The organism is Bradyrhizobium sp. ORS 86, assembly GCF_045571475.1.
Lineage (GTDB): Bacteria > Pseudomonadota > Alphaproteobacteria > Rhizobiales > Xanthobacteraceae > Bradyrhizobium.
On the sequence record NZ_CP120699.1, the window covers coordinates 4876409 to 4895322 of the forward strand.

General features: G+C 62.0%; 16 protein-coding genes. 8 read left to right on the forward strand and 8 right to left on the reverse strand.

The window, feature by feature from the left end:
- The first annotated feature begins 4 nt into the window (after positions 1-4).
- From tssC to P6U25_RS22830, 7 genes are all read left to right on the forward strand, one after another.
- A complete protein-coding gene (tssC, locus tag P6U25_RS22800) occupies positions 5-1504 on the forward strand; it encodes a type VI secretion system contractile sheath large subunit (protein WP_407147016.1) in 1500 nt (499 codons plus the stop codon).
- Positions 1505-1554: 50 nt separating this feature from the next.
- The gene (locus P6U25_RS22805) at positions 1555-2040 is read left to right on the forward strand and encodes an Hcp family type VI secretion system effector (protein ID WP_407147017.1); all 486 of its coding nucleotides are present in this window, start codon (positions 1555-1557) and stop codon (positions 2038-2040) included.
- 173 nt (positions 2041-2213) lie between these two features.
- Positions 2214-2720 (forward strand): type VI secretion system baseplate subunit TssE, encoded by a 507-nt coding sequence (tssE, locus tag P6U25_RS22810; RefSeq protein WP_407147018.1) that lies wholly within the window; start codon positions 2214-2216, stop codon positions 2718-2720.
- Position 2721: 1 nt separating this feature from the next.
- Positions 2722-4689 (forward strand): type VI secretion system baseplate subunit TssF, encoded by a 1968-nt coding sequence (gene tssF / locus P6U25_RS22815; protein ID WP_407147019.1) that lies wholly within the window; start codon positions 2722-2724, stop codon positions 4687-4689.
- Complete coding sequence (tssG, locus tag P6U25_RS22820) at positions 4653-5717, forward strand: type VI secretion system baseplate subunit TssG (RefSeq protein ID WP_407147020.1); 1065 nt, start codon at positions 4653-4655, stop codon at positions 5715-5717. Before tssF ends, tssG begins: the two co-directional genes overlap by 37 nt.
- A gap of 94 nt (positions 5718-5811) precedes the next feature.
- Positions 5812-8451, forward strand: coding sequence for a type VI secretion system ATPase TssH (tssH, locus tag P6U25_RS22825; protein WP_407147021.1), 2640 nt, complete (start codon positions 5812-5814; stop codon positions 8449-8451).
- Between the two features lie 4 nt (positions 8452-8455).
- Positions 8456-10042: a methyltransferase regulatory domain-containing protein gene (locus P6U25_RS22830; RefSeq protein ID WP_407147022.1), complete on the forward strand. Its 1587-nt coding sequence runs from the start codon at positions 8456-8458 to the stop codon at positions 10040-10042.
- An 85-nt stretch (positions 10043-10127) separates the two neighbouring features.
- Here the strand turns inward: P6U25_RS22830 and P6U25_RS22835 are convergent, their stop codons facing one another.
- Entirely contained in the window at positions 10128-10757 is a 630-nt protein-coding gene (locus P6U25_RS22835; protein ID WP_407147023.1) for a hypothetical protein, read from the reverse strand.
- Between the two features lie 195 nt (positions 10758-10952).
- On the opposite strand from P6U25_RS22835, the gene P6U25_RS22840 reads away from it, so the two are divergent.
- The gene (locus P6U25_RS22840) at positions 10953-11828 is read left to right on the forward strand and encodes a hypothetical protein (RefSeq protein ID WP_407147024.1); all 876 of its coding nucleotides are present in this window, start codon (positions 10953-10955) and stop codon (positions 11826-11828) included.
- A gap of 265 nt (positions 11829-12093) precedes the next feature.
- Here P6U25_RS22840 and P6U25_RS22845 read toward each other — a convergent pair whose 3' ends face one another.
- The 7 genes from P6U25_RS22845 to urtA all read right to left on the reverse strand — a co-directional run bounded on the left by P6U25_RS22845 (position 12094) and on the right by urtA (position 18878).
- A complete protein-coding gene (locus P6U25_RS22845; protein ID WP_407147025.1) occupies positions 12094-12441 on the reverse strand; it encodes an FmdB family zinc ribbon protein in 348 nt (115 codons plus the stop codon).
- Positions 12442-12529: 88 nt separating this feature from the next.
- Positions 12530-13759, reverse strand: coding sequence for a formamidase (gene fmdA, locus P6U25_RS22850; protein ID WP_407147026.1), 1230 nt, complete (start codon positions 13757-13759; stop codon positions 12530-12532).
- 31 nt (positions 13760-13790) lie between these two features.
- Positions 13791-14480 carry an urea ABC transporter ATP-binding subunit UrtE gene (gene urtE / locus P6U25_RS22855; protein ID WP_407147027.1) on the reverse strand — a complete coding sequence of 230 codons (690 nt, stop codon included), beginning with the start codon at positions 14478-14480 and terminating at the stop codon, positions 13791-13793.
- A 199-nt stretch (positions 14481-14679) separates the two neighbouring features.
- On the reverse strand, positions 14680-15435 hold the full coding sequence (gene urtD / locus P6U25_RS22860) for an urea ABC transporter ATP-binding protein UrtD (protein WP_407147028.1): 756 nt from the start codon (positions 15433-15435) through the stop codon (positions 14680-14682).
- A 12-nt stretch (positions 15436-15447) separates the two neighbouring features.
- A complete protein-coding gene (gene urtC, locus P6U25_RS22865; RefSeq protein ID WP_407147029.1) occupies positions 15448-16581 on the reverse strand; it encodes an urea ABC transporter permease subunit UrtC in 1134 nt (377 codons plus the stop codon).
- Positions 16582-16597: 16 nt separating this feature from the next.
- A complete protein-coding gene (gene urtB, locus P6U25_RS22870) occupies positions 16598-17524 on the reverse strand; it encodes an urea ABC transporter permease subunit UrtB (RefSeq protein WP_407147030.1) in 927 nt (308 codons plus the stop codon).
- 91 nt (positions 17525-17615) lie between these two features.
- Positions 17616-18878: an urea ABC transporter substrate-binding protein gene (gene urtA / locus P6U25_RS22875; RefSeq protein ID WP_407147031.1), complete on the reverse strand. Its 1263-nt coding sequence runs from the start codon at positions 18876-18878 to the stop codon at positions 17616-17618.
- Between the last annotated feature and the right edge of the window lie 36 nt (positions 18879-18914).

The following is an 18914-nucleotide window of genomic DNA, read 5'->3' on the forward strand; positions in this document are numbered from 1 at the left end:
GACCATGGCAAACGAAGCTGCTCATCAAGTCACCACCCAGGTCGGGACCGTCGAGGCAGACGAGTTCGCTGCTCTGCTGAAGCAAAGCTTCAAGCCGCGCACCGAACGCGCAGCGACCGAAGTCGAGAACGCGGTATCCACGCTCGTTCAAGAAGCGTTGAAGGACTCGAGCGTCATCAAGTCGGATGTGCTCGATACCATCGAGGAGATGATTGCGCGGATCGACCAGAAGCTGACCGCGCAGATGAACGAGATCCTTCATGCACCCGAGTTCCAGGCGATCGAAAGTGCCTGGCGCGGCCTCCACTACCTCGTCTTCAATTCGGAAACCGACGCTAACCTCAAGATCCGGGTGATGAACGTCTCCAAGAGCGAGCTGTATCGGAATCTGCGGCTCTACCCCGATGCGCGCTGGGATCAAAGCCCGCTGTTCAAACAGATCTACGAGTACGAATTCGGCCAGTTGGGCGGCGAACCGTTTGGTTGCCTGATCGGCGATTACTATTTCAGTCACCTGCCCACCGACGTCCAGTTGCTCCGCGACCTCAGCAAGATCGCCGGCGCGGCACACGCCCCCTTCTTCAGCGGCGCCGAGCCGACACTGATGGGAATGGATTCGTGGACTGAACTGTCCAACCCCCGCGACATCGGCAAGGTGTTCGACACGCCGGAATATGCCGCGTGGAAGGGACTGCGCGATCAGGACGACTCGCGCTATCTCGGCCTGTGCATGCCGCGTGCGCTGGGGCGTCTGCCCTACGGCGCGAAGTCGGAGCCCGTGGAAGAGTTCGCCTTCGAGGAGGAGACGGACGGGCACACCGGCGACAAATACGGTTGGATCAACGCCGCCTATGCGATGGCGGTCAACATCAACCGTGCCTTCAAGGAGTACGGCTGGTGCACCCGCATCCGCGGCGTGCAATCCGGCGGCGAGGTCATCAACCTGCCGACGCATACATTCCCAACCGACGACGGTGGCGTCGACCTGAAATGTCCGACCGAGATCGCGATCAGCGATCGCCGCGAGCACGAACTTGCCAAGGCGGGCCTCATCCCGCTGATCCATCGCAAGAACACCGACAAGGCCGCCTTCATCGGCGCCCAGTCGCTCTACAAACCGAAGAAGTATTTCGGTGAGAAGGGCGTGGATGCAACCGCGTCCGACAACCTGTCGTCACGTCTGCCCTACATGTTCGCAGTATCTCGCTTTGCGCATTATCTGAAGTGCATGGTTCGCGACAAGATCGGATCCATGAAGGAGAAGGATGAGCTGACGGTCTGGCTGCAGACATGGATCAACGAGTACGTTGACGCCAACCCAGCCCTGTCGTCAGAAGCCGAGAAAGCGCGCAAGCCGCTGGCCGCTGCGAAAGTTGAGGTCATAGCAAACGAGGAGAACCCGGGATATTACAACGCGCGCTTCTTTCTTCGCCCACACTTTCAATTGGAGGCGATGGACGTCGGCCTCAGCCTGGTTTCACGCCTGCCCGGCCCCAGCTCCTGACGCTATACCGTCGCAACCGCAAACATGCAGAATTTTGAGAGGACTATATTATGGCTGTCGATATCTTCTTAAAGCTCGATCCGATCAAGGGCGAGTCGCTGGACGACAAGCACAAGGACGAGATCGACGTTCTGAGTTGGTCGTTTGGCGAGAGCCAGAGCGGCACCTTTCACAGCGGCCCGGGCGGCGGCGCCGGCAAGGTCAACGTACAGGACCTCCACTTCACGCACTTCGTCGACAAGGCCACGCCCGAACTGTTCAAGGTCTGCGCGAACGGCAAGCACATCGATAGCGCCATCCTGACTGTCCGCAAGGCCGGGGAGCACCCGCTCGAATATCTCAAGATTGAGATGAAGCAGGTTCTGGTCAGCAGCGTATCGACGGGCGGCTCGCACGGCGAGGATCGCCTGACCGAAAACGTCAGTCTGAACTTCGCGAAGGTCAAGATCACCTACAAGACGCAGACGGAAAAAGGCGGCGCCGGAGCTTCGCCAACGTTTGGCTGGGACATTCCGGCCAACAAGGAGTGGGCCTGATTGCAGGCCTCGCCTGGCGCCGGATGCGAATAGCGCGAGCCGGCGCCAAGCGGTGCGATTGGCGACTTGACGTCGCAGGCCAACTGACGCGCCGCCAAATCATATGCAAGTTGGGTGTCATGGGGACATGAATGACCATTACGCCAAAGAAGGATCGGCTCTGTCCCCCGTTAATGCTGGCCTTTCGCTCGGCGCACGACGCGCGCGATGCGCGCAAGAAACTCAATCTGCGCGATGAGTCCGGCGAGCGGGTCATTGCCGGACGGCGCAGCGCCGGCCGTTTTCCGATCTCGGAAACATTGCTCCGGCGCGAGGTGTCCCACGACCTTGAAATGCTCCTCAATACCATCGCCCTGGAATCGACCCTGGACCTGAGCGGCCGGGATTGCGTTCGAACATCAATTTTGAACTACGGCTTTCCCGATATTGCCCACCGTTCGATCGACGAGGTCACGGACGACGAGCTCACCGACGCGCTGCGTGCAACGCTGACGACCTATGAACCCCGGCTCGATCGCAAGACGATCCGGGTCCGCCGCGACGGCTCGGTCGGCCCCGAGCAGCTCAAGCTGCGCTTCATCGTTCATGCCGACCTGAAGGCCGAGCCGCTCGACGTCCCCGTGGAATTCGTCGCCGACGTCGATCTCGACAGCGGCGATATCCAGATCAACCGACTTTAACATGAATCGCGAATTCCTGGATTTCTACAATCGCGAACTGTCACTGCTGTACGAGCAGGCAGGAGATTTCGCCGAGGAATACCCAGGCATTGCGGAGCGCCTCGGCGGCCTGATCCGGGATCGCTCGGATCCGATGATCACCGGGCTGTTGGAAGGTGCCGCGTTTCTCGCCGCCCGCGTTCAACTCAAGCTCAAGCACGAATTCCCGGAATTCACCGCAAACCTGCTCGAGCAACTGGTTCCGAACTACCTTGCTCCCACTCCGTCGGCCATGCTGGTCGCGGCGCGGCCACCCTATGCCGACCCTGCGCTGCGCGATGGCAAGAAGATCGCACGCGGCGCCTATTTCGATGCCACCTACCGCGAGCGGGAGCGAAGCCTTTCCTGCCGATTTCGACTTTGCAGCGAGATCGTGCTCTGGCCGTTCGACGTCACCGGCGCGGAATACTTCTCGACGGCAGGCGCGCTGCAGGCGCTCGGGGTTCCGGTGGGCAGCGACGTCATCGCCGGGCTGAGGCTGTCGTTAACGCATCGCACTGCGGCCCGGCTTGATGAGGAATTGCCAGACGCAGAGGCTCGGGCCAAGCCGGAAACCTGGTTTGCAGGCTGTCGCGTCAGCGACCTCTCGATCTACCTGTCCGGCGCGGAATCCGATGCCATCGCGCTCTACGAGCAATTGATCTCGAATTGCAGGGGTGTCTACTTCCGCCATCTCGACGACTTCGGCGATCCCGTGGTGACCCGTGCGCCACATGACTGCGTGCAGCAACTTGGCTTCGGCGAGAGCGAGGCTCTGTTTCCCAACGACAACCGGATCTTTCGCGGCTCGGAGCTGCTGCGGGAATATTTCATGTTTCCGCGCAAGTTCCTCGGCATCAACCTGACGGGCCTTCGCGGCCTGATGCCGCGGCTGCGCAGCAAATCGGTCGACATCGTCTTTGCCTTCGATGAACACAATTCGCGGCTTGCCGCCGCGGTGCGTCCCGACACCTTCAGGCTCTACACCGCGCCAGCGATCAACCTGTTCGAGAAGACGAGCGATCGCATCCCGGTCAAGTCGAACACCCATGAGTACCATGTGGTGCCCGATCGCAGCCGTTATCTCGAGTACGAGCCGCACCAGGTGCTCGACGTCTACGCGCATTTTCCGGCAGAGAGGGATAAGCGGCCGGTGCGCCCGCTGTATTCGGCCGCCGTCGACCGGACCAGCGGATCGGTCGAGGGACTTTACTTCACTGTCCGCCGGTTGCCCCGGCGCCGCACGGTGGAAGAGAAGACGTATGGCGCGTCCTCCGACTACACCGGGACGGATATGTTCCTGTCACTGCTCGAGCCCGGTGAACTGAGCGGCGAAGGCGCCGTCGCCGAACTCAGCGTCCGGGCTCTGTGCTCCAACCGCCATCTCACCGAGCACCTGCCCGTCGGCCAGGGCGGCGCCGATTTCCGCTTGCTGGACGATACCTCCCTCGACCTGATCTGCGTCGCTGGCCCTACGCGGCCTCGCGAGCCGGTGGTGGCTCAACTGCGCAGCCGGAGCAAGATCGCCAATAGCGGAGCCGTCAGTTGGTCGCTGATCAACATGCTGACCCTGAACTACCTCGGCCTTGTCGAGCGTGGTGGTGGCAAGAACGCCGGAGCGCTGCGCGAGATGCTGTCGTTGTTCGCCGACCAGTTCGACGATGCCACCGAACGCAAGATCCGCGGCGTGCGCAGCATCGAAAGCCGGCCCGTCGTCCGCCGGGTGCGCGAGCGCACCGGCAGCGGCGCGGCGCGGGGACTGGAAATCACCGTCACCCTTGACGAGAAGGCATTCGAAGGCAGCGGCGTGTTCTTGCTCGGCGCCGTGCTGGAACGCTTCTTCGCCGACTATTCCGGCTTCAACACATTCACGCAGACGGTCATCTCGACGCCGGAACGCGGCGAGATCATGCGGTGGCCGCCGCGCATGGGCACGCGGAGACCGCTGTGACGCTGATCGAGCAGATGACGGCCGAACCCTGGCGGTTCGATTTCTTCAATACACTCCGCCAGTTCGAGCGGGCCCATCCGGATCGGCCGCGGATCGGGGACAGTGCCGCGCGCCGCGAGGAATACATCGAGCTCGGCCAGGTGCCGTATCTGGAGTTCCCCGCTTCCAACCTCGCGGCGGTCGACGACCAGAACGGCCGCCTCAGGATCCTCGTCAAGTTCTTCGGTCTGCTGGGGCCGCAGGGCGCGCTGCCGCTTGCCACCACCGATGAAAGTCTCGGCTGGTGGCTGATGCGCGATGACGCCTTCCCGCGCTTTCTTGACCTCCTCAACGGACGCTTCCTGCAATTGTTCTTTCGCGTCTGGGCCGACGCGCGGCCGATCGCCCAGCATGACCGGCCGGTCGAGGATCGCTTCATCGCCTATGTCGGCTCTTTCGCCGGCTTGGGCTCCGACGTTTTCGCCAATCGGGACACCGTACCCGATATGGCGAAGCTCAGCTTCGCCGGGCTGGTCGCACCCAGGGCCAAGTCCGCGTCGCGGTTGACTCGGTTCCTGCAGGGGCTGTTCGACGTCCAGGTCGAGATCGACGAATTTGTCGGAACCTGGCTCTCGTTCGACCCGGCTCACTGCAGCCGGCTCGGCGGGACGCATGCCAGGCTCGGCCGGGATGCTCTTCTGGGCTCCCGCGTGTTCAGCGTCGAGGACAAGATCAGGATTCGTGTCTTCGTCAGGAATTTCGCCCAGTACGAGAAATTCCTGCCGACCGACGCGCGCAACTTGTCGGAGCCGCTGGCGGATGCCGTGTTCTTCTATATCGGCGATGAGTTGGAATGGGAGGTGGAGCTCGCCATTCCAGCGGGCGAAGTGGTGCCGGTCAGGCTCGGACAGAGCGGGCGACTGGGATGGACCACCTGGGTGTCGCCGAATTGGACCTCCACGGACGACTATCGCCGCGATGCGCGCTTTGCGCTCGGTGAACGCTTGAGGGCCCGTCGGAGCGCCGCAGACGATGCCGCCGCGATTTGAACCTATCTGCCGCGCCGATCGCCCAACTGCATGGGAGTCGAGGCGATTTCCGCCAACCCGGGCATCCCGGAGCAATTGAGCAGGAGGTGCCGCAGTGACCGACATCAGCCTTGAAGCCGTGACAGGCAAACTGAACCGGGTCGGCTACGATGCCTTCATCCAGGCACTGCGCCACGCCAAGAGCGCCGGTAACCGCAACGTCGAGCTCGCGCACTGGCTGTTTCATATCCTGCAGCAGGAGCGCAACGACCTCAGCCTTTCGGTGGATCACTATAAGCTCGACCGGTCTCGATTATTGTCGGACCTCGCCGGCGTCATCAACGGCTTTCGCAAGAACGAAACCGACATGCCGGGTGTCGCCAATTCGGTCATCGATCTCCTCGACCGCGGCTGGCACTATGCCACGCTGTTCTTCGGCGAGACCCAGATCCGCACCGGTCATCTGCTGGTGGCAGGACTGAAGTCGAACGATATCCGTCGTGCACTGAACAATCTCTCGCAGGAATTCTCCAAGCTCAATGTCGACGCGCTCGCCACGGAGCGCCGCGCCGTTTGGGCCGGCTCCGACGAGGAGACCATGAGGCCGATGGACGGCTCGGGATTGGTCGGCGCCGGCACAGAGGGCGCCGAACAGACCGGCGCCAGAGGGACGACACCGCTCGACCGGTTCTCCCAGGATCTCACAGCCAAGGCCAAGTCGGGCCAGATGGACCCGATCCTCGGCCGGGACGAAGAAATCCGCCAACTGATCGACGTGCTGATGCGCCGGCGGCAGAACAATCCAATCCTCACCGGCGAGGCCGGCGTCGGCAAGACCGCCGTGGTCGAAGGCTTCGCCCAGCGCATCGCCGCCGGCGACGTGCCGCCGCCGCTGCGCAATGTGAGGCTCTGCGCGCTCGACATCGGCCTGATGCAGGCCGGCGCTTCCATGAAGGGCGAGTTCGAACAGCGCTTGCGCTCGGTGATCGATGAGGTCCAGAGCTCACCCACTCCCACCATCCTGTTCATCGACGAAGCCCATACCCTGATCGGCGCCGGCGGCGCGGCCGGCACTGGAGACGCGGCCAATCTCCTGAAGCCCGCCCTCGCCCGTGGCACGCTGCGTACGATCGCCGCCACCACATGGGCCGAATATCGCCAATATATCGAGAAGGATCCCGCGCTCACGCGACGGTTCCAGCCGATCCAGATCGACGAACCCGACGTGGAGACCTGCTGCATCATGCTGCGCGGACTTCTCGGTCCGATGGAAAAGCATCATGGCGTGCGCATCTCGGATGCGGCGATCGTTGCAGCAGTCAATCTTTCGCACCGCTACATTCCTTCACGGCAGTTGCCGGACAAGGCAGTCAGCCTGCTTGACACCGCCTCGGCGCGGGTGGCCATCAGCCAGAGCGCGACGCCGGCCCTGATCGAGGACACTCGCGTTGCGATCACCGCTCGCGAGGCGGAGCGGTCGGCCCTCGTCAGCGATGGCGATCTGGGGACCGAAGACAGCGAGCGCATTGCCGCGATCGACAGCGACATCGCAGCACTGAAGGACAAGCTGGCGAGCCTCGAGGCCGATTGGGCCGCCGAGCAGGAGCTCGTCAAGGACATCCGCAGCCTTCGTGAGCTGCTGTCCAAGCCGGACGAAAGCGAGGATCCGGCAACGGCGCGCGCGGAGCTGCGCGGCAAGTTCGAGACGCTGGAGCGGATCAATCCGGAAAAGCGGATGGTCTACGCCCATGTGGACCAGCAATCGGTTGCGTCTGTCGTGTCTGACTGGACCGGCATCCCGGTCGGCCGGATGATGCGGGACGAGATCGAAACCGTGCTGAAGCTGCCGGAGATTCTCAACCGCCGCGTGGTCGGCCAGTCCCATGGACTGACCATGATCGCCAAGCGAATTGAGACCAACCGCGCCAAGCTGGACAATCCGTCAAAGCCGATCGGCGTGTTCATGCTGGCCGGACCATCCGGGGTTGGCAAAACCGAAACCGCCCTGGCGCTGGCAGAGACCCTCTATGGCGGCGAGCAGAACATGATCACGATCAACATGTCGGAATTCCAGGAGGCGCACACCGTTTCTAGCTTGAAGGGTGCGCCTCCCGGCTATGTCGGCTATGGCGAGGGCGGTCGTCTCACCGAGGCAGTCCGGCGCAAACCCTACAGCGTCATCCTGCTCGACGAGGTGGAGAAGGCCCATCCCGACGTCCACGAGATATTCTTCCAAGTGTTCGACAAGGGAATCATGGAGGACGGCGACGGCCGCCGGATCGACTTCAAGAACACCTTGATCATTTTGACCACCAACGTCGGCACTGATCTGATCATGGGCCTGTCACGCGATCCGAAGTATCGAAATGAGCCGGAAGAGCTCGCCAGGATGCTGAGACCGGAGTTGTTGAAGGTGTTTCCGGCCGCGCTGCTCGGACGTATCGTCTCGATTCCGTACTTCCCGCTGTCGGACGAGATGCTTGGCGGGATCGTTCGGTTGCAACTCGACCGGATCGGACGGCGTCTCCGTGACAATCACAACGCGGCCTTTAGCTACGACGATGCGGTCGTTGAGCACATCGTGTCACGCTGCAACGATCCGGATTCCGGCGGTCGCATGATCGATAACATCATCACCAACACCCTGCTGCCGGAGCTATCGCGCGAATTCCTCAGCAAATCGATTGCCAAGGAGGAGGTAAAGCAGGCACGGGTCTCGATCGAGAACGACAAGTTCGCATATTCGTGGAACTGAGGCGATGAACGTTCAAACCGAGCATCGCTCCCCGGCGATCGGCCTCACGCCATACGACGAGGTCTTCTACCCCGGTCACGTCTACGGCCTAACTCACCCGAACCACCTCGCAACCATTGCCGCCGTTTACGGCATGCAGCCGGCTCCGGTCGAGCACTGCCGGGTGCTGGAGCTCGGCTGTGGCGTTGGCGGCAACCTGTTGCCGATGGCTTTTCAGCATCCGGCCAGCGAATTCATCGGTGTCGACCTGAGCGGCGTGACGATCGAGCGCGGCCGACGAAATATCGCGACACTGGGCCTGAACAACATCAAGCTCCTGCATTGCGACATCATGAACGTCGACGCCAGCTTCGGACTGTTCGACTACATCATCGCGCACGGCGTGTATTCATGGGTACCTCCGGCGGTACGCGAGAAGATGATCACGATTTTCAAGCAGAACCTTGCCCCGCACGGGGTCTGCTACGTCAGCTACAACGCGCACCCGTTCTCGCATCTTCGCGACATGGTCCGCGACATGATGCGGTATCACACCCGCCGCCTTACCGGCATGAAGGAGAAGGTCGGACAGGCTCGCGCGATCCTGAAGTTCCTGAGCGAGGGCTCGAAAGCCAACTCGGTGCACGGTGCGGTCATGCGCGACCAGTACAATCGCGTGCTCAAGTGTCCGGATGAGCTGCTGTTTCACGACGATCTCGACGAGGGCGCCGAGGCCTTCTTGCTGCATGAGGTCGTCGAAGACGCGGGCCGCCATGGTCTGCAATATCTGAGCGACGCTGATTTCTCACGGCGCTATCTCGCCGGCTATTCCGAGGAAATCCGCACGACGCTGCAGCGCTTCCCGGACAGTGAGTTCATGGCGCGCGACCAGTACCAGGATTTCATCGACGGCAACGGCTTCCGGCGCACCTTGCTCTGCCACGACAGCGTTTCACTGCGCCGCCAGATCGACCTCGATTTCGTCACCCGGTTCTACCTGCTGAGCACCACCAGCCCGGTCGATCCCAACGCCTGCGTGACCGACAATTCCGCGATGGAATTTGAGCAGCAAGACGGCAGCAGGGTTACGGTGGCCAAGCCGCTTCTGAAGGCTGCACACCTCTGTCTCGGCCGGGCCTGGCCACGCGCATTGTCCTTTGGCGAATTGCTCGATGGCGCCCGAACGCTGCTGGGCGGCCGGCGGGCAGATGATGATCAACAGGTGCTGACGGAGGCGATGTACATCCTGGCTTGCAGCGGCGAGGTCACCTTCTTGGTATCATCTCCCTTTCTCCGGAACGAAGCGAGCGATCGTCCGCAGGCGAGCCTGCTCGCGCGAAAACAGGCGCAAATCGGTCCGTTGGTCACCAACCTGCTCCACCAAACGGTGCAGTTGGAGAACGATCGGACAAGGGATTTTCTGCAGTTGCTGGACGGTGTCCGGACCATCGACCAGATCATTGCCGAGATGACCGAAAGGTTCGGTCCAACCATCCGGATAGACCAAGCCGATCGTGCCGGGCAGCCTGCCGAGCCGTTGCTGCTGTCAATGCGAGAGAGCGTTGAACGCTCGCTCGCGATCGTCGGCAAGCTGGGTTTGCTGGTCGCCTGACGCGCTCAACGGCATCGACCCCTGTCCAGGAAGGGCAAGAAGCCGGAAGCCGGTGCCGCCCTTTTTTGGAAGCGGCTCGCGCCACTCAGCCATCGTGAGTGTATTGCTGGCCGAGGAGCCATCCGGTGAGAATGCCGGCGGGTCCTCTGGTATAAACCGGATCAGTGCCGACACCGGCGCGCAACAGCCGCCATTCGTGCTCGCCGACCCAGGGAATTCCGGGATCCCCCTTTTGGTATTGCGATAGCAACGTTCGGGCGACCTCAGCGGCATTGGCGTAGATCGGCCCGTTCGCCCACCGAGGTCGCGGCAGACCTGTCATGCGGCAATAGAGCGCCGTGCAGACGTAGGCAGACGCCTCTTCCGCATTGGCGTCAAGGCCGGTGCGCAACAGATCGTAGGCCGCATGCAGACTCTCATGGACGATGTACGCCTCGTCCAGCCGTCCGGTCGCGGACACGACCTCCAACGTGTTCGCCGCAACCACTGTACCGTCCGCTCGGGTTCGCGCGACATCGTTATATTGCGCTGCGACGTCTGCCGCGAGGTCGGTCGGAACCCTGACATGGACTTGCCCCAACCGGATCGCGCGCGCGACATGCTGGAACGTCTGTGGCGCGATCGTCACGTGGCTCCCGCGGATCGGAAACCGGAAGCGAATGCGCGCGACCGCCGGACCATTGAGCACGTCTAGCACCCTGCTCCGCAGTGACATCGGATCGTCCTCGTTGCTGACACCGCCCCACGGATGGTGGTCGGCCGTTCTTGTTGGGAGGTTCAAACAGCTCTACGCGGGCATGACAGGACGTCGACCTTCACCGGAAAGCAAAGTCATTCAGCCGGCCGACATTGAACCCCACCCCGTTCGCGCCAGACCAATCGGAGATCAGCCTTGACCCGGAGGCGGCCCGTGACGACCATCAACCCGACCACGACCGACACCTACCGGAAGATTGCGGCGCGGCTGACCATGTTTCGGCCGCAGATCGATCTGGCGCAGTACTTCGCCGGGCCCAACCCGGACGTGCGTCTCCATGACGAGAAGCCCTACATCCGACACCAACTCGAGAAGTACGGCGTCGCTGCCGCGACAAACACACTGGACGGCGTCACCTTCCTGCCGAAAAACTGGGACGACCTGATCCAGAAGCTGCGCACTGCCAAGACAACGGACGGATACGACGCCTTCGCCGAAGGGCAGAGCCTGGACAAGCCGCATTGGGCCCTCGATTTGTCGATGGCCGCCACGATCGGCAAGGGATTTCGCGAGATCTGGCGCCCAAAGCTGTCCGACAGGCCGCTCTCGACGCGAGACCTTCCGGGCCAGCACGGCTTCGGGCTCGGACGCGACCGCGGGCAGTGGAGCGACGCGTACAGTTCGCAATTCGGCAAGGACCCGCAGCCGCAGGACATCACCTCGCTGCATTTCGCGGTAGCACCCGATCGGGTCAACGTTCACATCGACGAAACGGGATTCGTGTTCGAGGGCGCCGACGGTGCACTCACGGTCGGGCCGAACTTCGCGCACCACGCCGGCAATGAGCTGTTCTGGAAGAGCAACCCGCACCTGCCGCGTTGGGCCGCCGAACACATCGACCTGATCCTGCCGAACAGCGCGAACGACTTTTCGCGCATGGGCATTTCGGTCGATATGTACCAGCGCAAGGATCTGCGCGTCACGGTCACCGGCTCCTGCGGATTTTTCGGCGGATTCGAGTGCGCGGGAACGGTGAGCATCAGCGGGACGCACGATCTGCTCGGTTCGAAGCCCAAGGGCGCGCGCTGAGGTGGGTCTGGACTATGGAGTTTTTGGGAGAAACACGCCCTGCGGCCATCCTTCGAGACGCCCGCCTTTGGCGGGCTCCTCAGGATGAGGTCTTGTTTTGCGGCACAACTGTAGACCCTCATGGTGAGGAGCGCCGCTTGCGGCGCGTCTCGAACCACGAGGCCAAGTATGTGCGCAGCCGCCCAAGGCGGCATATGCGATAGCCCTGCCGTCGGGAAGAGGTGACCTCCGCCGCTGTTTCAGATCAAGCTCATTCCATCATGCTTTAGTGGCTGATCATCCACGGGCGTGCGGTCGGAAAGCCCTTTGCACCGCTCCTGCTCTTTGCCACCGGCCGTGCCGGCTTCTTCCTGCCGGTCGAACAGCAGCCGCAACCCGGACCGTGCGCGGCCTTGTATTGATCGAGCGTCTTCGGCGCATGTCGGCTCTGCTCGTTCACCGCGTGCGCCTTGCGCTTGTCCGAGGGCATGCAAAAGAACGCCGGCGCAGTGAGGATCACGCGCGGCGACGTCGCCTCGCATTGCGGACAGTCCTGCGGCAGGTCGCATTCCGCCATCGGACGCATATCGGTGAACGGTCCACAGTCATTGCAGAGATATTCGTAGATCGGCATCTTTGATCCTTGCACAATCGTCCACACTTCCGGGCGACGGATGCGGGATGGCGCGGAACGAGACCGTCCCGCATCCTTCGCAAAGGGTTCACTTGTCAGGTGAGATCGGCATTTGCACGTCGCCCTTGATGTGCTTGATCGGCCCCGCCGCCGACGGCATCACATCGAAGTCGAAGATCTCCGTCGGCAACCATAGCGTGGCGCAGGCGTTCGGCACGTCGACGACGCCGGAGATGTGGCCCTGGCACGGCGCGGTACCGAGGATCGAATAGGCCTGGGCGCCGGAGTAGCCGAACTTCTTCAGATACTCGATCGCATTCAGGCAGGCCTGGCGATAGGCGATGTGCACGTCGAGGTAATGCTGCTTGCCCGCCTCGTCGACCGAGATGCCCTCGAAGATCAAATAGTCCCTGTAGTTCGGCGTGATCGGCGACGGCTTGAACACCGGGTTCTTGATGCCGTATTTCGCGACGCCGTCCTTGATGACGTCGACCTTGATGTGCAGCCATCCGGCCATCTCGATGGCGCCGCAGAAGGTGATCTCGCCGTCGCCCTGGCTGAAATGCAGGTCGCCCATCGAGAGACCGCCGCCGGGCACATAGACCGGGAAATAGATTTTCGAGCCGCGCGAGAGATCCTTGATGTCGCAATTGCCGCCATGCTCGCGCGGCGGCACGGTGCGGGCGCCCTCGAGGCCGATCTTGGCCTTGACGTCGCCCTTGGCCTGGCCGGCATGCGCGGTCGGCGCGAACGGCGGGTTGGCAAGCCCCGGCACGCGAGACGGGTTGGTCGCGATCAACTCCGCCTCGCGCGCGTTCCATACCGAGAGCAGCTTCGGATCGGGCAGGCAGCCGATCAGGCCGGGATGGATCAGGCCGGCGAAGTTGACGCCGGGCACGTGACGCGACGAAGTGTAGAGACCCTTGATGTCCCAAATCGACTTCTGCGCCAGCGGGAAATGATCAGTCAGAAAACCGCCGCCGTTCTGTTTGGAGAAGAAGCCGTTGAAGCCCCACAGGCTCTCCTTCAGCGGCCCGACATCGAGCAGGTCGACCACCAGCAGATCGCCGGGCTCGGCGCCCTTGACGCCGATCGGGCCGGAGAGGAAGTGCACGATCGACAGATCGATGTCGCGTACATCGTCGGCGGAATCGTTGTTCTTGATGAAGCCGCCGGTCCAGTCATACGTTTCGATGATGAAATCGTCGCCCGGATCGACCCACGCCACGATGGGAATGTCGGGGTGCCACCGGTTGTGGACCTTGTCGTTTTCATAGGCCGACTTGGTCAGATCGACCTTGATCAGTGTCTCTGGCATCGAGATGCTCCCCTTGGTTTACCGACGATGATTACACGGATAGATATTTCGAGATCTGAGCGGCATCGACGCTCTGGCGCGGATCGTCGCGCACGATCTCGCCGTTCTCGATGACGAGCACGCGATCGGCGATCTCAAGGGCGAAGCTCAAGACCTGCTCGGAAACGACGATCGACAGACCCCGCTCGTCACGGATGCGCTTCAGTGTGCGCGCCATGTCCTTGATAATCGAAGGCTGAATGCCTTCGGTCGGCTCGTCCAGCAGCAGCACGTTTGGCTTGGTCGCGAGCGCGCGGGCGATCGCGAGTTGCTGCTGCTGGCCGCCCGAAAGATTGCCGCCGCGGCGACCCTTCATTTCGAGCAGCACCGGAAACAATTGGTAGATATCGTCGGGCACTTCCGAGCCGCCGGAGACGACAAGGCCCGTCTCGATGTTCTCCTTCACCGTCATGGTGGAGAAGATCATGCGGCCCTGCGGCACGTAGGCAAGGCCCCTCGCCACCCGCTCGTAGCTCTTCAGCGCACCCAGCTCAATGCCGTCCATGGTCACCTTGCCGCTCTTAGCCGGCAGGATGCCCATCAGCGACTTCATCAGCGTCGTCTTGCCCATGCCGTTGCGGCCCATGATCGCAACGATCTCGTTGGGCGCGACTGACACGTTGAGCCCGTGCAACACTTCGCTCTGGCCGTAGGCGACGTGAAGATCATTAATTGCCAGCATTGAATAGCTCCCACGACCGATTGGTCTTCTCCACCTCTCCCCATCGGGCAGAGGTCGGCGCGCAGCGCCGGGTGAGGGGCAACAGGTGCCCCGAGAGAGCAAGACCCCTCACCCGGATCGCATCTAGCGATGCGATCCGACCTCTCCCATTGGGGGAGAGGTGAACCGAGTTCGCGGCTCGACCTATCGCAACCATGCGTCAATGCCCCAGATAGACTTCGATGACCTTCGGATCGTTTTTGACGTGCTCCATGGTGCCTTCCGACAGGATCTGGCCCTGATGCAGAACGGTCACCTTGTGGGCGATGTCCTCGACGAACTTCATGTCGTGCTCGATCACCAGCACCGAGCGGTCCTTGATGATGCGGTTGAGGAGCTCCGCGGTCTTGGCGCGCTCCGAGACACTCATGCCGGCCACCGGCTCGTCGAGCATCAGGAGGTCGGGGTCCTGGATCAGCAACATGCCGATCTCGAGCCACTGCTTCTGGCCATGGCTGAGCTGGTCGGCATAGGTGTGCAGCCGGTCCTTCAGGAAGATCATTTCAGCGACCTCCTCGACCCGCCGCTTGACCGTCTCGTCGCGCTGGAAGGTCAGCGAACCGAACACGGTGCGGCCGCGCGGGAAGGAGATTTCGAGGTTCTCGAACACCGTGAGATCCTCGAATACCGACGGCGTCTGGAACTTGCGGCCGACACCGGTCTGCACGATCTCGTTTTCCTTCAGCCTGGTCAGCTCCTGGCCGCGAAACTGGATCGAGCCTGAGGTCGCCCTGGTCTTGCCGCAGATCAGGTCGAGCACCGTGGTCTTGCCGGCGCCGTTCGGGCCGATGATGACGCGGATCTCGTTCTCTTCGACATAGAAGGAGAGATCGTTGACCGCCTTGAAGCCATCAAAGGAGACGGTGAGACCGCTGACGGCGAGCAGGAAGTCCTTGGGTTGATGACCGATGAGCATGGTGATCTCTCCTCACTCGGCCGGTGCGCCGTCGGCGACATAATTGGCCGATTTCGGCTTGCGGGACGCCAGCAGGCGGTCGATGCACGGCTGGACATGGTCCTGCCAGATGCCCGACAGACCGTTCGGAAAGGCCAGCACCACCGCGATGAACAGCGCGCCTAGGCCGAACAGCCAGAGCTGCGGAAAGGATTCCGACAGGCTCGTCTTGGCAAAATTGACCAGGAGCGAGCCCCAAACCGCGCCGAAAATCGACATCCGCCCACCGACCGCGGTGTAGATCACCATCTCGATCGACGGTACGATGCCGACAAACGACGGTGACATGAAGCCGACCTCGAGCGTGAACATCGCGCCGCCGATCGCAGCGAACACCGCTGCGGCGCAGAAGGCGAAGATCTTGAAGTTGGCGACGCTGTATCCGGAGAAGCGCACGCGGTCCTCCTGCTCCCTCATCGCCACCAGGATGCGCCCGAGTTTTGTCAGGCGGATGAATTGCGCGGCACCGATGCAACCGAACAACAATGCCACCTCGACGAAGTACAGGATATATTTGGCGTGATCGGTGCGGATATCCCAGCCGTGCAGGGTGCGCAGGTCGGTAATCCCGTTGATGCCACCGGTATAGCCCTGCTGTCCCACGATCAGGATGGTCACGATCGCCGCAATCGCCTGCGTGATGATCGCGAAATAAACGCCGCCGACCCGGCGCTTGAACATCGCTGCGCCAATGATGAAGGAGAAGAGCGCGGGCACCAGGATGATCGCGATCACCGCTACGGGGAAGCTGTGGAACGGCTTCCAGAAGAGGGGCAGCGAGGTGATCTGGTTCCAGTCCATGAAGTCGGGGATCCCCGGGGTCGACTGGATCTTGGTGTTCTCGACGCTCGATGCTTCGAGCTTGAGATACATCGCCATGCAGTAGCCGCCGAGGCCGAAGAACACGCCCTGCCCCAAGCTCAGAATGCCGCCATAGCCCCAGCACAGCACCAGCCCGATGCCGACGAAGGCGTAGGTCAGATATTTGGCGACCAGGTTGAGACGGAAGATATCCAGCGACAACGGAAGAATGACGAGCAGGAGCGCCGCGAGCGCAAGGAAGCCGATCAGTTCGGATCGATTGAAAAAGCGCGAGTTGATGATCATGGCAGCCTGCTTGTTCCTACTTGCGGACCTTGAGCGCGAACAGACCCTGCGGACGCAGCATCAGGATCGCGACGATCGTCAGCAGCGTGATGACCTTGGCCATCGAGCCCGACATAAAGAACTCGAGCGTCGACTGGGTCTGCGAGATCGAGAAGGCGGAAGCAATGGTTCCGAACAGCGAGGCGGCGCCGCCGAACACGACGACCAGGAAGGTATCGACGATGTAGAGCTGCCCTGCGGTCGGACCGGTCGAGCCGATCATGGTGAAGGCAGAGCCCGCAATCCCGGCGATGCCGCAGCCGAGACCGAACGTGTAGCGATCAACCTTCTCCGTGTTGATGCCGACGGCGCCTGCCATCACGCGGTTCTGTACCACGGCGCGCACCTGCTTGCCCCAGCGCGACCAGAACAGCACGTAGGCGACCGCGATGGTGATCAAGATGGTGAGTGCCATCACGAACATGCCGTTGATCGGAATCTGGATAGAGTCGGTCGCCTGCCAGGAACCCATCATCCATTCCGGCAATTCGACGCCGACCTCACGCGCGCCGAAGATCGAGCGATAGGTCTGCTGCAGGATCAGGCTGAGGCCCCAGGTTGCCAGCAGCGTATCGAGCGGACGCTTGTAGAGATGACGTATCAGGGTCCACTCGACCAGCATGCCGAGCGCACCGGAGGCGATGAACGCGAGGATCATCGCGATGAAGAAGTAGCCCGGAAACAGCCAGGGCGCGAAGCTCTGCACCGCGTTTGACGTCATCCAGGTGACGTAGGCCCCCAGGATCATGAACTCGCCGTGGGCCATGTTGATGACGCCCATCTGGCCGAAGATGATGGCGAGCCCCAGCGCCATCAGCACGTAGACCGAGAACAGGATGAGCCCAGCAAATCCCTGCATCGCAAGAATGGCGCCGAGATCGCTGATCGAGTAGTCGCCGAACATGTTGGGTCCTCCAGTTCAAGGAGCATGCGCCGCGGCGCCCGGTGCGCGCCGCGATGCGCTAAGAGTGAGCTTGCGCCTCAGGCGTTCCGTCTCACTGATACCCCTTCGGGAATGGGTTCGGCTCGACGAGATCGGCCGTCTCGTAGATCAGCTCATACTGGCCGTCGGCCTTGGCGCGGCCGACGCGGGTCTTCGACCAGAGGTGATGGTTCTCATGGATGCGCACATAGCCTTCCGGCGCTCCCTTGAACTCGACACCGGGTGACGCGGCCGCGACCTTGTCGATGTCGAAGGAACCTGCCTTCTCCACCGTCAGCTTCCACAGCCATGGGCCGAGATAGGCGGCTTGCGTCACGTCGCCGATCACGGTCTTCTCGCCCCACATCTTCTTGAAGGCAGGCACGAAGGCTTTGTTGTTTGGATTGTCGAGCGACTGGAAGTACTTCATGCAAGCATAGGCGCCTGCGATGTTCTCACCACCGATGCCGTCGATCTCGTCCTCGGTCACCGAGATCGTCAGCAGCGTCTGCTTCGACAGATCGATGCCGGCCGCCTTGAGTTGCTTGTAGAAGGCGACATTCGAGCCGCCGACGATGATCGCGTAGATCACATCGGGCTTTGTCAGCTTGATCTTGTTGATGACGGAGTTGAACTGGGTCGAGCCAAGCGGGAAGTATTCCTCGCCGACGACCTTGCAGCCCTGCAGATGGCCTTCGATATGCTTGCGCGCGATCTTGTTAGAGGTACGCGGCCAGATGTAGTCCGAACCAAGCAGGTAGAAGCTCTTCGCGCCCTTGGTCTTGTTGACCCAGTCAAGCCCGGCGATGATCTGCTGGGTGGCCTCCTGGCCGGTGTAGATGACGTTCTTGGATTGCTCGAGGCCTTCATAGAAGGTCGGGTAGTACAGCATGCCATTGTACTGCTCGAACACCGGCAGCACGGCCTTGCGCGAGGCCGAGGTCCAGCAGCCCATCACCGCGGCGCACTTGTCGTTGACCAGCAGCTTCTTCGCTTTTTCCGCAAAGGTCGGCCAGTCACTGGCACCGTCCTCCTGGATGAACTTGATCTTGCGGCCGAGCACGCCGCCAGCGGCGTTGATCTGCTCGATTGCAAGCTTCTCGGCTTCGACCGACCCGGTCTCGGAAATCGCCATGGTGCCGGTGACAGAGTGCAGGATGCCCACCGTGACTTCGCTATCGGTGACTGCAAGACCGGTCGTGTTGACCGCGGAGGTTGCAGGAATGTCTGCAAGTGAGGGCCGGGACAGCATCGAAACGGCCGGCAATGCGGCCATTCCCATCAATAGCTTGCGGCGGAGCTGCGACTGCAGCCCTGCTTTTGTTTCGTCTGACATGAGCACCCCATTTGGTTCGAGAACGCTTGGTGATGA

Excerpts from the sequence above, each read along its gene's own strand:
- tssC (WP_407147016.1), top strand. The coding sequence starts at position 5 with ATGGCAAACGAAGCTGCTCATCAAGTCACCACCCAGGTCGGGACCGTC.
- P6U25_RS22805 (WP_407147017.1), top strand. The coding sequence starts at position 1,555 with ATGGCTGTCGATATCTTCTTAAAGCTCGATCCGATCAAGGGCGAGTCG.
- tssE (WP_407147018.1), top strand. The coding sequence starts at position 2,214 with ATGCTGGCCTTTCGCTCGGCGCACGACGCGCGCGATGCGCGCAAGAAA.
- tssF (WP_407147019.1), top strand. The coding sequence starts at position 2,722 with ATGAATCGCGAATTCCTGGATTTCTACAATCGCGAACTGTCACTGCTG.
- P6U25_RS22830 (WP_407147022.1), top strand. The coding sequence starts at position 8,456 with ATGAACGTTCAAACCGAGCATCGCTCCCCGGCGATCGGCCTCACGCCA.
- P6U25_RS22835 (WP_407147023.1), bottom strand. The coding sequence starts at position 10,757 with ATGTCACTGCGGAGCAGGGTGCTAGACGTGCTCAATGGTCCGGCGGTC.
- P6U25_RS22845 (WP_407147025.1), bottom strand. The coding sequence starts at position 12,441 with ATGCCGATCTACGAATATCTCTGCAATGACTGTGGACCGTTCACCGAT.
- fmdA (WP_407147026.1), bottom strand. The coding sequence starts at position 13,759 with ATGCCAGAGACACTGATCAAGGTCGATCTGACCAAGTCGGCCTATGAA.
- urtE (WP_407147027.1), bottom strand. The coding sequence starts at position 14,480 with ATGCTGGCAATTAATGATCTTCACGTCGCCTACGGCCAGAGCGAAGTG.
- urtD (WP_407147028.1), bottom strand. The coding sequence starts at position 15,435 with ATGCTCATCGGTCATCAACCCAAGGACTTCCTGCTCGCCGTCAGCGGT.
- urtC (WP_407147029.1), bottom strand. The coding sequence starts at position 16,581 with ATGATCATCAACTCGCGCTTTTTCAATCGATCCGAACTGATCGGCTTC.
- urtB (WP_407147030.1), bottom strand. The coding sequence starts at position 17,524 with ATGTTCGGCGACTACTCGATCAGCGATCTCGGCGCCATTCTTGCGATG.
- urtA (WP_407147031.1), bottom strand. The coding sequence starts at position 18,878 with ATGTCAGACGAAACAAAAGCAGGGCTGCAGTCGCAGCTCCGCCGCAAG.